Origin of the sequence: Hymenobacter arizonensis (assembly GCF_900115775.1) — a bacterium.
Classification (GTDB): Bacteria; Bacteroidota; Bacteroidia; order Cytophagales; family Hymenobacteraceae; genus Hymenobacter; species Hymenobacter arizonensis.
In genome coordinates this window covers 906,481-920,956 of the sequence record NZ_FOXS01000001.1, presented here as the reverse complement: position 1 = coordinate 920,956, position 14,476 = coordinate 906,481, and the positions used below count along the sequence as shown (strand labels likewise).

Here is a 14,476-nt window from a genome sequence, read left to right as displayed (position 1 = left end):
TTTTTTCCACGGACTTGCGTTTCATCGTTGGCGTGCAATACCAGCACGCTGCTTCACCCTATGCTCAAAAAGCTCGATAAGCTTATTCTAAAGGCCTTTGCCGGGCCCTTCTTGCTCACGTTTGCGGTTGTGCAGTTTATTCTGCTCACGCACACGCTGCTCAAGTACCTCGACGACATCATCGGCAAGGACCTGGGCACGGGCGTGCTGCTGCAGCTGCTTTTCTATTTCAGTGTGCTGATTGTGCCGGTCTCATTGCCGCTGGCCGTGCTGTTATCGTCGCTGATGACTTACGGTAACCTGGGCGAGCATCATGAACTGACGGCCATTAAGGCGTCAGGCATTGCGCTTACCCGGATTTTGCGGCCGGTGCTGCTGCTAACGGTGGGGTTAGCCGTTGGGGCCTTTTGGTTCAACGAAACCATTGTGCCCCGCGCCAACCTCAAAGCGTATAGCTTGCTCTGGGATGTGCGCCAGCAAAAACTGGCCTTGGACATTCGTGAAGGTGTATTCTACAACGGCATTCCCGGCTACACTATTAAAGTAGACAAGAAGTCGGGGGAGAATGGCGACCGGCTGCACGGCGTTATCATTTATGACCACACCCAGAAGTCGGGCAATGCTACCGTAATGCTCGCCGATTCGGGCCGCATGTTTACCCGTTTCAACGGCGGGTACCTGGGCCTGGAGCTATTCCACGGCAATATGTACGTGGAGCAGCCCGATGTTCAGAATCGTGCCGGCTCCACTTTCATTCGGCAGGGTTTCGACCACAACCTGGTTACGTTCTCGTTGGCTTCCTTCGACCTGGGCCGCACCAAGGAGGACTTGTTCAAGGAAAACCGCATGATGCTGAACATTGCTCAACTGCATACGGCCACCGACTCGGTGCAAAAAAAGCTGAACAACGAGCAGGCTCAACTGACGCGGCAAACCAACGCCTACTACACCTTCCTGCGTTTCGACACCACTGGCCGGGCGGCAAATCAACGGGTGGCCAGCATTAAAGTGCCGGTTTCCCGGCTGGCGCCTGCTTCGGCCCCCATTATGCAGCAGGCTTCCAACCGCGCCAGTAACCTCAAAGCCTTTGCCAGTTCAACATCTGACCGCCTCAACGAATACGCCCGCAATTCGGCCTTGTTCCGCATTGAGGTGTACCGTAAATACTCGCAATCGGTCGCTGTGCTGCTGATGTTTTTGATTGGCGCACCGCTGGGGTCCATTATCAAGAAAGGGGGATTGGGCGTGCCCATCTTGGTATCCATCCTCTTTTTCATCGTGTACTACGTGCTCAGCATCATGGGCGAGAAGTATGGCCGCGAGTTCGTGATGCCGGTGGGCATTGGCATGTGGATGTCCAACTTGGTGCTGCTGCCTGCGGGCTTGTTTTTCCTGTACCAAGCATACAACGACTCGGGCCTGCTGGAAATGGATTTCTGGCGGCGTTTGCCGCAGCGACTGGGAATACCGAGCCTGCGCAAAATAACCGAGCCGGCGGTGGAAGAGTAGGGGCCAGGCCTTCGAAACTACTTCTCGAAAAATCCGCCAACGCGCTTTTATCCTGTTTTTAAATTACGTACCTTTGCGGCACCCCAATGTGTGGGGTATTCATCAACATTTTTTTCATCTTTAAATCTAAGACGGGGTAACACCTATCAACCGATGATTTTAACCACCGAAGCAAAACAGGCCATCTTCGAAAAGAACAGCCTGCAAAAAGTTAAAACCGATACCGGTTCGGCCGAGGCTCAGATTGGCCTCTTCACCCACCGCATCAACCACCTCACCGAGCATCTTAAGGCTAACAAGAAGGACCACAGCACTCGCTTGGGCCTGCTGAAGCTGGTAGGTAAGCGCCGCCGCATGTTGGACTACCTGCAGCACCGCGAAATCAACCGCTACCGTGCCATCATTAAGGAGCTGGGCATCCGTAAGTAAGTCCAGAGTCTGAGAGTAGGGAGCCTTCCAACGAAGGTTCCCTACTCTTTTTTTGTTCGGGTCGGTTTTGCGCCGAGGCTGACCCGGGCACTGTTTTGTATCGGCGCGCTGTTGCTGTGTTTACCTGAGTAACGAATGTTCTGTGTGGCACTCGTTTTTGGCTGCTCGCCCGCTGTCGCTTTTCTAAGCAAATCCTGCTGATGTCCCAACCCAACGCCATTATCAAATCCCTAGCGCTGCCCGACGGCCGCGTTATCACCATCGAAACCGGTAAGCTGGCCAAATTCGCCGATGGTGCGGTTGTAGTTCGCCTCGGCGACACGATGCTGCTCGCCACCGTAGTATCTGCCCCCAGCCAGCGCGAAGGCGTTGACTTCCTGCCGCTCTCGGTTGACTACCAAGAGAAATTCGGCTCGGCCGGCAAGATTCCCGGTTCCTTTCAGCGCCGCGAAGGCCGCCTGAGCGACCACGAAATCCTGGTCTGCCGCCTCGTTGACCGCATCCTGCGGCCGATGTTCCCCAAAGACTACCACTACGAAGTGCAGGTGATGATTACGCTCATCTCTGCCGACAAAGAAGTACAGCCCGATGCCTTGGCCGCTTTGGCTGCTTCGGCTGCACTATCAATTTCTGATATTCCGTTTGCTGGCCCTATCTCCGAAGTGCGCGTGGCGCGCATCGACGGCCAGTTCCACATCAACCCCAAAACCTCGGACCTGGAGCGCGCCGACATGGACCTGATGGTAGGCGCTACCGCCGATTCCGTGGCCATGGTGGAAGGTGCCATGAAGGAAGTGAGCGAAGAGGAAATGGTGGCTGCCATTGCCTTCGGCCACGAAGCCATCAAGGCCCAGTGCCAGCTGCAGAAAGAGCTAGCCGAGGCTGTTGGGCGCACGCCGGAATCAGCTCCCCGTGAGTATCCGAAGTATGAGGAAAACGACGCGCTGAAGAAGCTTATTCAGGAAGGTGTTTACCAGGGTGCCTACGATGTGGCCCGCGCTGGCAACACCAGCAAAGCCGGCCGCAAGGAAGGCTTCTCAGGTGTGAAAAAGGCCTTCTTGGACAAGCTCATTGCTGAGCAGCCTGAGTTGGATATGAAGATGTTCAGCCGCTACTATGGTTCGGCTGAGAAGAAGGCTATCCGCGACATGATGGTGAAGGAGCGGGTGCGTCTCGACGGCCGTCAGCTCACCGAAATCCGCCCCATCTGGTCGGAAATCAACTACCTGCCCGGCGCGCACGGCTCGGCTATTTTCACCCGTGGTGAAACCCAGAGCTTGACCACGGCCACGCTCGGCACCAAGCTCGATGAGCAAATCGTAGACCAGCCACTGACCAAGGGCTACTCGAAGTTCATGCTGCACTACAACTTCCCCGGTTTCTCTACCGGTGAGGTGAAGCCAAACCGTGGTGCTGGCCGCCGCGAAATTGGTCACGGTAACCTAGCTCTGCGTTCGCTACGCCAAGTGCTGCCGCCCGAGGAGGAAAACCCCTACACCATTCGTATCGTGTCGGACATTCTGGAGTCGAACGGCTCTAGCTCGATGGCTACCGTTTGCGCTGGTTCGTTGGCGCTGATGGACGCCGGTGTGAAGATTTCGGCCGCAGTGGCTGGCATCGCCATGGGGCTTGTGCAAGACAAAGAAACCGGTGAGTACGCCGTACTGAGCGACATTCTCGGCGACGAGGACCACCTCGGCGACATGGACTTCAAAGTGACCGGCACTGAGAAAGGCATTTGCGCTTGTCAGATGGACATCAAAATCCAGGGCTTGAGCAATGAGATTCTGACGGCTGCTTTGCACCAGGCCCGCGAAGGCCGGTTGCACATCCTGCGTGAAATGGCGAAGACCATTGCTGCTCCGGCGGCCGAGCTGAAGCCTCATACACCTCGCTCGCACAAGATGTTGATTGACAAAGAGTTCATTGGCGCGGTAATCGGGCCAGGTGGCAAAGTCATTCAGCAAATCCAGAAGGATACCAACGCTACGGTTATCATCGAGGAGAAGGACGAGAAGGGCCACGTGAGCATCTATGCTTCCAACCAGGAAGATATGCAGGGCGCCATCGACCGCATCCGGGCCATTGCGGCCCAGCCGGAAGTGGGCGAGACTTACAAAGGCAAAGTGCGCAGCATTCAGCCCTACGGTGCTTTCGTGGAAATCATGCCGGGCAAAGACGGCCTGTTGCACATCTCGGAGGTGACGCACGAGCGGATTCAAACCTTGGAAGGGTTGCTGGAAGTGGGCCAGGACATCGACGTGAAACTGGTGGAAATCGACAAGAAAACCGGCAAGTACCGGCTCTCGCGCAAGGTGTTGCTGCCGAAGCCCGAAGCAGCAGCGGCCAGCAACGGCGAAGCTAAAGCGTAGCTATAGTCCACAGTCCCGAACTAATGTCAGAGGGAGCCTGTTGGCCTCCTCTGACTACGGGGCTAGCCGGGCGGCTTTTTCTTACGTATAAATCCCATCAGATATCGTTCTTACCTAGTCCCATGAGACAGCTAAAAATTAGTAAGCAGATTACCAACCGCGAGAGCCAGTCGCTGGATAAATACCTCCAGGAGATTGGTAAGGTTGATTTGCTCACGCCCGACGAGGAGGTAACGCTCGCGCAGCGTATCCGCGACGGAGACCAGCAAGCGCTGGAGAAATTGACCAAAGCCAACCTGCGTTTCGTGGTGTCGGTAGCCAAGCAGTATCAGAACCAGGGACTATCCCTGGGTGACCTCATCAACGAGGGCAACCTCGGTCTTATTAAAGCCGCCAAGCGTTTTGACGAAACCCGCGGTTTTAAGTTCATCTCCTACGCTGTGTGGTGGATTCGTCAGTCCATTCTGCAGGCTTTGGCCGAGCAGAGCCGCATTGTGCGTTTGCCCCTGAACCGGGTGGGTTCGCTGAACAAAATCAGCAAATCCTTCTCGGAACTCGAGCAGAAGTTTGAGCGCGAGCCTTCGCCGGAAGAAATCGCCGAAGTGCTCGAACTGACTACCTCGGAAGTGGTGGACACTTTGAAGATTAGCGGCCGCCACGTATCCGTGGATGCGCCTTTTGTGCAGGGCGAAGAAAACCGTTTGCTCGACGTACTCGAAAACGAGGACGAAGAGTCGCCGGACATGGCCCTGATGAACGACTCGCTTCGCAAGGAGGTGCAGCGCGCCCTGAGCACGCTCACCAAGCGCGAGGCCGATGTTATCACGCTGTACTTCGGGTTGAACGGCGAAGCTGCTTTGACCTTGGAGGAAATTGGCGAGAAATTCAACCTGACCCGCGAGCGGGTGCGTCAGATTAAAGAGAAGGCCATTCGTCGCCTGCGCCACACTTCGCGCTCGAAAGCGCTGAAGCCTTATCTCGGCTAATCAATTAGTTTTGCAGAATGAAAAACCCCGACCGTCAGGTTGGGGTTTTTTGTAAAGCCTAGTGCTTGTTTACGGTTGCTGAACCCCGCCTTGCTAAGTGGGCTCAGCGCACCGTTCCTTACCCTTCCTCGTTCAACGATATGCGCAGCAACGGCTGCGCGCACAGCCAACCCCAATGTCTGAACACATCAAATGCCTGATTATCGGCTCCGGCCCAGCCGGTTATACTGCTGCCATCTACGCTGCCCGGGCCAACATGGCGCCCGTTATGTACATGGGCCTGCAGCCCGGTGGTCAGCTCACGATTACCAATGACGTAGAGAACTTCCCCGGTTATGCCGATGGCGTAAACGGTCCGCAGATGATGGAAGACTTGAAGAAGCAGGCGGCTCGCTTCGGCACAGACATCCGCTACGGTATTGCCACGGCGGTTGATTTTTCGGTGACGCCACGTAAAGTGACTATCGACGAGACACTGGAACTCACGGCCGATACCGTGATTATAGCAACGGGTGCTTCGGCCAAGTGGCTTGGCTTGCCCTCGGAAGCCCGCCTGAACGGCTCCGGGGTTTCGGCCTGCGCCGTGTGCGACGGCTTCTTCTACCGTGGCCAGGAAGTGGCCATAGTAGGCGCCGGTGACACTGCCGCAGAGGAAGCCACCTACTTGGCTAACTTGTGTAGCAAGGTGACCATGATAGTGCGCAAGAGCGAAATGAAGGCTTCGAAGATTATGCAGCAGCGCGTGCTGGACAACCCCAAAATTGAGGTGCTGTTCAACACCGTAACCGATGAGATTTTGGGCGAGCATTCGGTAGAAGGAGTCCGCGTGAAAAATCTGCTGACCCACGAAACCCAGGAAATTCAGCTCACGGGCTTCTTTGTGGCCATCGGCCACGAGCCCAACTCCAAGATTTTCCAGCCATACCTGCACCACGACGAGCAGGGCTACCTCAAGACTATCCCCGGCACCAGCAAGACGAACGTCGATGGCGTATTCGCCTGCGGCGACGTGCAGGACTACACGTATCGCCAGGCTGTGACGGCCGCTGGTACGGGCTGCATGGCGGCTCTGGATGCCGAACGTTATTTAGCCGCCCTGGGCGTACACTAAAACCCTTGCATTGACGTGTTAGAAAAGACGAGCTTTGTGGTTCGTCTTTTTTGACTGCTTTGTTTAGAACATATGGCACGGGTTGGGCTCTTTTGTCCTTGCCCCGTGGCCTTTTTTCTGCTTGCCTTTGACTTTTCTGAAAACAACTTACTGGCGTCCGACATGGACGCTGCTGGCACTATTGCTGCTGCTGGCGGGATTACACCCAGCCCAGGCGCAACGCCGCAAGCCGACGCCGCGCACCAAAGCCCAGGCTGGGAGCACCGGCGGCAACTCCGACTTTTTCCGCATCAGAACGCCGAGAATGCGGTACGTGCGCCCCGATACAACCACGGTTATTGAAACCGAGGAACTGCCCGACGACAACTCCGACGCTGCGAAATCCATCTTTTTTAACCCTGCCAAGAAGCTGAGCATCGTCAGCGAAGACACTTCTAAGCTTAACCTTGGCGGGCAGGAAATTGTGGAGATGTCGGAGGAAGTGCTCATCGACTCCTCGTGGGTGAAAGTAGCGGGTTATTATTCCATTTGGGATACGCGGAGCGTGAACCCTTACCGGGTGGACGGCCGCAGCTACCGCGACTCGCTTAAACTAAAACTGACCGACCCGCCCCGGCAGCGCTTCGCTAGTATGCCGCTGGTGAGCACGCCTATTACCTCGGGTTTTGCTTTCCGTGGCTACCGCTGGCACTACGGCATGGACCTGGACCTGGAAACCGGCGACTCGGTAAAAACTGTTTTCGATGGGGTGGTGCGCATCAACGCCTGGGACGGAGGTGGCTATGGCAACTATATTCTGGTGCGGCACTACAATGGCCTGGAAACGATTTACGGTCACATGAGCAAAGCTCTAGTGCCCGTAGGCACGTTCGTGAAGGCCGGTCAGCTCATTGGCTACGGGGGCAGCACGGGGCGTAGCACGGGCTCACACCTGCACTTTGAAGTGCGTTACCAAGGCAACCCCATCAACCCGGCGCTGGTGTACGACTTTCCGGACTATAAGCTCCGCAAGGACAATTTCACAATTACCTCGGAGCTGTTCAACTACTACAGCCGGGCGTTGAACCATCATCGCAGCAGTGGTGGAGGGGGAGGCGGAAGCCGGCCTTCCAAAGCGCGGCAGGTGGTGACGCACAAAGTGCGCTCGGGGGACACGCTTTCCGAAGTAGCCCAAAAGTACGGGGTAGGCCTAAGTACTTTGAAAAAGTTGAATCCAGGCGTCAAAACCCTGCAGCCTGGGCGGAAGCTTCGGGTTAAGTAAGCTCAGGCTGTGTTATTCTTTCTCCGATTGCACCCGATGTGCGCCACTCGCTATTGCTTTAATCTGTGATAAAGCTCGATATTCTGGCGCTGGGCGCCCACCCCGACGACGTGGAAATGTCGTGCTCTGGCACGTTGGCGGCCGCGGCTGCGGCAGGTAAAAAAATAGGGGTCGTCGACTTCACGCGGGGGGAGCTGGGCACGCGCGGGACTCCTGCTATTCGGGCAGCTGAGGCGGCCGCGGCCAGTGTGGTACTGGGGTTGAGCGCACGCGAAAACCTGGGCTTGCCCGATGGCTTTTTTCGCAACGACCGAGAGCACCAGCTACCGCTCATTGCCGCCATTCGCCGCTACCAGCCCGAGGTGGTGCTCTGCAATGCCATTCACGACCGGCATCCCGACCACGGGCGTGGCGCACAGCTGGCTACCGATGCTTGTTTTTTGGCCGGCCTGCGCATGATTGAGACTTTGGGTGATGATGGCCTGCCGCAGGCACCGTGGCGGCCTAAAAACGTGTATCACTACATTCAGGACCGTGCCATTGCGCCGGCGTTTGTGGTTGACATCAGCGCGCATTGGGCCACCAAGTGGGCCAGCATTCAGGCCTACGGCACTCAGTTTTTTAACCCGAATAGCGACGGTCCGGCTACGTACTTATCAAGCGAGGAGTTCTCCAAGTTTATGGAAGCTCGCGCCCGCGAGTTTGGCCACATGATAGGAGTGGAGTTTGGCGAAGGCTTCACGGTGCACCGGCCCGTGGGTGTGCGCGAGGTGACTGAGCTACTTTAAGAGGACTATAAGAGGCCAGTGGTCGAGTTCGGAACAAAGCGGAAGTTTTTCCCGTTACTGCGGAAAATATTCCCATCTTTGGGAATGCATTCTTCGCCCACGCTCATGGCTGCTGCCGCTCACCCCTCCGCCGTTTACTCCCCAGCCTTGTTGGGGCTGCAAGCCACCGTGGCCGATTCTTTCGCGCTGGTGATGTACGCGCGTACCGGAGTGCTGGCCAAAACCGCTTTCGATGTAGCTGCTTTGCTGCAGCTGACTGCCGATGAGTTGGCCGACCTGCTGCACACCACCACAAAGACGCTGCGCACCTACCGCGAAGGCAAGAAGCGCCTGGCGCCCGCTGCCAGCGAGCAGGTGCTGAAGCTGCTGGCTTTGGCTCGTCAGGGTGAAGAAGTATTTGGTTCCGTACCTGCCTTCCGCCGTTGGCTGGATAAGCCCGCTTATGGCCTCGACAACCAGCCCCCGTTGTCGCTTTTGGAAACCAGCGGCGGCATCGACTTGGTGGCCGACGAAGTGGACCGCATTGCCCACGGCGACTTCGCCTAAGCTGCGAACGTGGAAATCTACCGTATTTGCCTAGCGAAGTACGCCGGCGAACTGGTGGCCTCTGGTAACCCCGGCCGCTGGAACCTGCGCGGACAGTTGGTTATTTACGCCGCTGGCAGCCGCGCTCTAGCCTGCCTCGAAAACGTGGTGCACCGCAGCGGCGAAGGCCTGAACAGCCTTTTTAAAGTTATCCGCATCGAGGTTCCTGATGCTCTGGCAATAGAGGAATTAACTCTAGAGCAAATGCCCGAAGAGTGGCAGCTGCCGCGCCACTACGCCCGCTGCCAGCCGCTAGGCGCCGCGTGGTACCAGCGGCAAGCGGCTGCTGTGCTGCGGGTGCCGTCCTCTATCATTTCTCACGAGCACAATTATGTGCTCAACACTCGCCATCCGGATTTTGGGCAGATTCGCATTGCGGGTTGGGAGGACTTTGCCTTTGACCCGCGGATTAAGCAGGAGGACATGAATTAGTTAAAGTGATGCTGCGCTATGCAGATCAGCCTCATTTGAGTAGATGAGCATGGTACCGAGGCTCAACGGACTTGGTAACATTTGCCGATAAGGAGAAGCAGCACCAAACAAATAGTACTGAAGCTACTGCGGTTATCGCAGCACGGCGAATTGTGGCTACAGCCCAGACAGGCCAACTATCAAAGGCGACGACGGACAACAGCAGCAAGTGCAGTGGTAACAAATATCTGATTTCCATGCTCATAGGCAATACAGCCAAGCAGGGTAAAAGCAGCGAACCCAACACGAGTCCTTGCCGCATGGTAGGACGGAAACGAAATGCCGCAAGTACTACCCAAAACCAAAGCGTATAATTGAGGCCTTGCAGCCACTGTGATGGTTCCCAGCGCTTAATGTACGGGGTGGGATGGGTGATGTCAAGTCCGGCAAATATGTGGCGGACATAGCTACTTGCTATTACTCGCGGATGCCGAAGTGTGACCTGCAGATAGTGCCATGTTGATGTAAAATCGTTTAGGTTCTCGGCAAGCATCAAGTCAGCACCTTTGGCATCGAGAAAAGTCATCTGACCCGAGGGCAGTTGCCAGCCTATTGCTGTCTCACATTTTATATTGAGCAAGCCCCACTTTAACTTCTCTAAGTAGAGGTTTTGGATATTCAAAGTGGGCGATACGGCTAACACAAGGGGGGTATTGGCATTAAAATGACGGCGGTTAATAAGCCATTGCGGCGCCAATATCAGTCCGGCTCCTAACGATAACACCAGCAGCCGGGGCCACCATAACTGCCGCGGGCTAAGAAAAACTAGCAGCAAAACTGTCGGCACAGAAGCCAGATAAATCGAGCGAATATTCACTGCCAACGCCAAGGCAACCCCAGCCAGAAAAGCTGCCCGGAGGCCCCTCTGCTGAACTTGCCAGAGGGAAGCAACCAGAGCGATGAGGGCCGGAAAATCTGAGAGTGAAAAATTGAAGTAACCCCGCCAGAAAATGAACCCTAGTGCTGCGAACAAGCATCGCCGCGCAAGTGTAAGTGGCACTGTGTGAGTAGTAACCTGCCACAAACGAGGAGCAAGGAAACCGAAAAAGAATGCCGCTAGCCCTACGTTAAAGCATTTTACTACCGTGATGGCCTCAACCTGCAAAGCCTTGCGAACAGCTAAGCACAGAAAATTTACCAGCGGATAGCTGTAACCACGCAGAGAATCATCGTAGGCCAGTAGCTCAAAACGGCCGAGGTGATAAAAACGGTGGCCAAGTTGCCAGTAGTCTTCGGCGTCGTAGTATAATTTGATGTACTCGGAAGTAAACAAATAGGCTACATAGGCGGCCGCCACTGCTGCAATTAGCACAGCTTCTTGCCGCCGGGAAAATTGGTTGGTAGATGCATCCAACGCGGTTGCAAAAGACATTAGGCTATGGTAATTGTGAAAGCAAAACAAGCCAACCTGCGGTTGAATTCGCGGTTGGCTTGTTTTGCCTTATACTGATGCTGTCAATCTCTCGGCGAATGAATTACCGCGCGCCCAGCCGGTTCCGACGCCACCCCGAGGTTTCTGCACCCGCTGCTTCTCCAGTTGCTACGGCAGCCTTCGGTTTCTTCTCGCTGAAGAGCATTGCACCTAATGCGGCCGCTACTTTTGCGGTCGCTGCATCCGGGGCGGTTGGTGCCAGCGTTGTGGGCGTGAAATGGTCGCGGATGAAGTTCGTGTCGAAGTTGCCGCTTACGAAGGCGGGGTGCGTGAGCACGTAGGTGCCAAAGGGCAGCGTGGTCTCGATGCCGGTGATTTTATATTCCTCAATGGCGCGCAGCATGCGGGCAATGGCCTCGGCGCGGTCGGCCCCGAAGGTCACCAGCTTGGCAATCATGGGGTCGTAGTAAATCGGGATATCCATGCCCTGCTCAAAGCCGTCGTCGACGCGCACGCCGGGGCCCTGGGGGCGCACGTAGGTGCTGAGAGTACCGATGTCGGGCAGGAAGTTGTTTTGTGGGTCTTCGGCGTACACGCGCAGCTCCAGGGCGTGGCCGGTGATGGTGAGGTCTTCCTGAGCGAAGGCCAGGGGCTGGCCCTGGGCTACTTTGATTTGTTCCTTCACCAGGTCGAGGCCCGTGATTTGCTCCGTGACGGGGTGCTCTACCTGAAGGCGGGTGTTCATCTCCAGGAAGTAGAAGTTGTGCTTATCGTCGAGCAAGAACTCTACGGTGCCGGCGCCGGTGTAGTTGCAGGCGCGGGCCACGTCTACGGCGCATTGGCCCATTTGGGCGCGCAACTCGGGCGTGAGCACCGACGACGGAGCTTCCTCAATCACCTTCTGGTGGCGGCGCTGAATGCTGCACTCGCGCTCGAAGAGGTGCACGATGTTGCCGTGTTCGTCGCCCAACACCTGAATCTCGATGTGGCGGGGGCCAGTCACAAACTTTTCGATGAATACGGCACCATCACCAAAAGCTGATATGGCCTCGTTGATGGCTAGCTGCATCTGCTCCTCAAACTCGCCGGCGTGGTTGACGATGCGCATGCCTTTGCCGCCTCCGCCCGCCGAGGCTTTGATGAGAATGGGAAAGCCTACTTCCTCGGCAATCTGCTTAGCGGCAGCCACGTCGGAGATGGCCTCGTCGGTGCCGGGCACCAGCGGAATGTTGTAGGCTTTCACGGCCTGCTTGGCCGAGAGCTTGTCGCCCATTATTTCCATGGCCTCGGGCGAGGGGCCCACGAAGATGAGCCCAGCTTCGCGCACGGCGCGGGCAAAGCCAGCATTCTCAGAAAGGAAACCATAGCCGGGGTGAATGGCATCAACGCCCAGCTCTTTGCACACTTCCAAAATCTTGTCGCCTCGCAGATAGCTTTGGGCCGAGGCAGGCGGACCGACGCACACCGCCTCGTCGGCGTAGCGGACGTGCAGGGCGTTGCGGTCGGCTTCGGAATAAATGGCCACGGTGGCAATGCCCATTTCTTTGGCAGAGCGGAGGACACGAAGGGCAATTTCGCCCCGGTTGGCAACGAGCAGCTTGGAGATTTTCTTCATGAGGGGACTCCAGCATGTAGCTGAAGAGGAGTTGAGCAGTGGGTGGGAAGCAGTTGGAACGAAGGAATTTTCAGCGGGAAGCTGGAGTTGTGGCGCAAAGAAAGTTGGAAACTGACGGCTTACGTTAAACATCGGACACGTTACGCCGTTATTAAGCCCAAATTATGTACAACGGCGGCCCAGGGCTACCTTTGTGATTGGGCTTGCTGTGTGTGAGATACTCGCGCATGGTGTGGCCGCTACTCTGCTTTTACAACCACCCTATTCCCCGTCTTTTCAGTGGATATTTTCGACCGGATTTCGGCCAACCGCGGCCCCTTGGGCTCGCAATCGCATTACGCCCACGGTTATTTTGCTTTCCCCAAGTTGGAGGGTCAAATCCATCCCCGCATGCAGTTTCGCGGCAAGGAGGTTCTGACCTGGAGCCTGAATAACTACCTCGGCCTGGCCAATCATCCCGAAGTGCGGCAAGCCGATATCGACGGGGCCTCGGAGTACGGCATGGCCTATCCCATGGGCGCGCGCATCATGAGCGGCAACTCGACCCTGCACGAGCAGCTGGAAAACGAGTTGGCCGACTTCGTGCAAAAGCCCGGCGCCTTGCTGCTCAACTTCGGCTACCAGGGCGTGGTGAGCATCATCGACGCGCTGGTGAGCCGGCACGATGCCATTGTGTACGACGCCGAGTCGCACGCCTGCATCATCGACGGCGTGCGCCTGCACCAGGGCAAGCGGTTTGTGTTCCCTCACAACAACATCGAGAACCTGGAGAAGCAGCTCGAGCGCGCCAAGCGCCTAACCGACGAAACCGGTGGCGGCATCCTGGTAATTACGGAGGGCATGTTCGGCATGTCGGGCAATTTGGGCAAGCTGCGCGAAATCGTCGAACTAAAGAAAAAATACGACTTCCGCCTCTTCGTTGACGATGCTCATGGTTTTGGCACGCTGGGGGTCACCGGAGCCGGAACAGCTGAACATTTGGGCTGCTCAGAGGGCGTAGACCTAATTTTTTACACGTTTGCTAAGAGCATGGCCAGCATCGGTGCGTTCGTAGCCGGACAAGAAAGCGTGATTGAATATTTGCGATACAACATGCGTAGCCAGATTTTTGCTAAATCGCTGCCCATGCCGTTAGTAATTGGCGCACTGAAGCGCCTGGAGCTGATTCGCAACCATCCGGAATACCGTGAAAAGCTCTGGACCATTGTGCGGGCCCTGCAAGGGGGACTGAAAGAAAAGGGCTTCAACCTTGGCACCACCGAATCGCCGGTTACGCCGGTGCTGCTAAACGGCGAACTGTCCGAAGCAACGGCGCTAACCTTCGATTTGCGTGAGAATCACGGCATTTTCTGCTCTATAGTGGTGTATCCGGTGGTACCGAAGGGCGTGATTATGCTGCGCCTAATCCCCACGGCCATGCACACGCTCGAAGACGTGCAAGAAACGATTGTGGCTTTTGAGGCCATGGGCGAGAAGCTTGCAAAAGGGCTTTACAACAAAACGCCTGCTCCCTTCCAAACTGCCTAAAAATGCCGCTGAGGCACTTAGCGCCGGTGACCCGCAAGGGTTGCCGGCGCTTTTGTTTTGGTACTATGCTAAGAGCGGGGGCGAGAGGTGGCTGCGTGGAAATGGCCTTTTTTTTGAGAAAATCGGCCTCCAAAAGCAGGGGAGGGGGTTTTGGAAAAAAAGTGGAAAACTTGCTTGCATTTGAAATCCCTGTATATTAGGGCCGGCTTAACAGCAAAACCAATTCATTTTTCACCCCAAACCCCAAACCCCCGATGAACAATTTCGGCAAACTGAAGGACCTCGTGATGTCGCTCGAAGACGACTTTTCGAAATTTTACGACAAGCAGAATGCTGCTGCCGGCACCCGCGTGCGCAAAGGCATGCAGGAGCTGAAGACGATGGCCCAGGAGTTCCGCACCGAAGTGCAGAACACCAAGAACGCCGGTGCTGCCGGTGCTGCTAAAGCCG

12 protein-coding genes and 1 pseudogene are annotated in these 14,476 nt (G+C 56.2%); 11 read left to right on the top strand and 2 right to left on the bottom strand.

Annotated features, from left to right (window positions below):
• Positions 1 to 60: 60 nt before the first annotated feature.
• From BMZ66_RS03900 to BMZ66_RS03860, 9 genes are all read left to right on the top strand, one after another.
• Entirely contained in the window at positions 61 to 1,509 is a 1,449-nt protein-coding gene (locus tag BMZ66_RS03900) for an LptF/LptG family permease (protein ID WP_092669124.1), read from the top strand.
• A 153-nt stretch (positions 1,510 to 1,662) separates the two neighbouring features.
• A complete protein-coding gene (gene rpsO / locus BMZ66_RS03895; protein WP_092669123.1) occupies positions 1,663 to 1,938 on the top strand; it encodes a 30S ribosomal protein S15 in 276 nt (91 codons plus the stop codon).
• A 200-nt stretch (positions 1,939 to 2,138) separates the two neighbouring features.
• Positions 2,139 to 4,310 carry a polyribonucleotide nucleotidyltransferase gene (gene pnp / locus BMZ66_RS03890; RefSeq protein WP_092669122.1) on the top strand — a complete coding sequence of 724 codons (2,172 nt, stop codon included), beginning with the start codon at positions 2,139 to 2,141 and terminating at the stop codon, positions 4,308 to 4,310.
• A 122-nt stretch (positions 4,311 to 4,432) separates the two neighbouring features.
• Positions 4,433 to 5,296: a sigma-70 family RNA polymerase sigma factor gene (locus tag BMZ66_RS03885; RefSeq protein WP_035566352.1), complete on the top strand. Its 864-nt coding sequence runs from the start codon at positions 4,433 to 4,435 to the stop codon at positions 5,294 to 5,296.
• A 175-nt stretch (positions 5,297 to 5,471) separates the two neighbouring features.
• A complete protein-coding gene (gene trxB / locus BMZ66_RS03880; RefSeq protein ID WP_092669121.1) occupies positions 5,472 to 6,407 on the top strand; it encodes a thioredoxin-disulfide reductase in 936 nt (311 codons plus the stop codon).
• Positions 6,408 to 6,534: 127 nt separating this feature from the next.
• Positions 6,535 to 7,668 carry a M23 family metallopeptidase gene (locus tag BMZ66_RS26345; RefSeq protein ID WP_304608022.1) on the top strand — a complete coding sequence of 378 codons (1,134 nt, stop codon included), beginning with the start codon at positions 6,535 to 6,537 and terminating at the stop codon, positions 7,666 to 7,668.
• A 68-nt stretch (positions 7,669 to 7,736) separates the two neighbouring features.
• Positions 7,737 to 8,456, top strand: a complete 720-nt coding sequence (gene bshB1, locus BMZ66_RS03870; RefSeq protein WP_092670262.1) for a bacillithiol biosynthesis deacetylase BshB1 — start codon at positions 7,737 to 7,739, stop codon at positions 8,454 to 8,456.
• An 84-nt stretch (positions 8,457 to 8,540) separates the two neighbouring features.
• On the top strand, positions 8,541 to 9,002 hold the full coding sequence (locus BMZ66_RS03865; protein ID WP_234794966.1) for an Xre family toxin-antitoxin system antitoxin: 462 nt from the start codon (positions 8,541 to 8,543) through the stop codon (positions 9,000 to 9,002).
• Between the two features lie 9 nt (positions 9,003 to 9,011).
• The gene (locus BMZ66_RS03860) at positions 9,012 to 9,473 is read left to right on the top strand and encodes an RES family NAD+ phosphorylase (RefSeq protein ID WP_092669120.1); all 462 of its coding nucleotides are present in this window, start codon (positions 9,012 to 9,014) and stop codon (positions 9,471 to 9,473) included.
• 31 nt (positions 9,474 to 9,504) lie between these two features.
• On the opposite strand, the gene BMZ66_RS03855 is transcribed toward BMZ66_RS03860, so the two are convergent.
• Together BMZ66_RS03855 and accC are read right to left on the bottom strand one after the other, a co-directional pair.
• Positions 9,505 to 10,884 carry a hypothetical protein gene (locus BMZ66_RS03855; protein WP_092669119.1) on the bottom strand — a complete coding sequence of 460 codons (1,380 nt, stop codon included), beginning with the start codon at positions 10,882 to 10,884 and terminating at the stop codon, positions 9,505 to 9,507.
• Between the two features lie 103 nt (positions 10,885 to 10,987).
• Positions 10,988 to 12,499 (bottom strand): acetyl-CoA carboxylase biotin carboxylase subunit, encoded by a 1,512-nt coding sequence (gene accC, locus BMZ66_RS03850; protein ID WP_092669118.1) that lies wholly within the window; start codon positions 12,497 to 12,499, stop codon positions 10,988 to 10,990.
• Positions 12,500 to 12,778: 279 nt separating this feature from the next.
• Here accC and BMZ66_RS03845 point away from each other — a divergent pair, with 279 nt between their 5' ends.
• Together BMZ66_RS03845 and BMZ66_RS03840 are read left to right on the top strand one after the other, a co-directional pair.
• Entirely contained in the window at positions 12,779 to 14,026 is a 1,248-nt protein-coding gene (locus tag BMZ66_RS03845) for an aminotransferase class I/II-fold pyridoxal phosphate-dependent enzyme (protein ID WP_092669117.1), read from the top strand.
• Between the two features lie 254 nt (positions 14,027 to 14,280).
• Positions 14,281 to 14,451, top strand: a pseudogene (locus tag BMZ66_RS03840) (BF3379 family histone-like protein); the annotation flags it as partial.
• Positions 14,452 to 14,476: the final 25 nt, after the last annotated feature.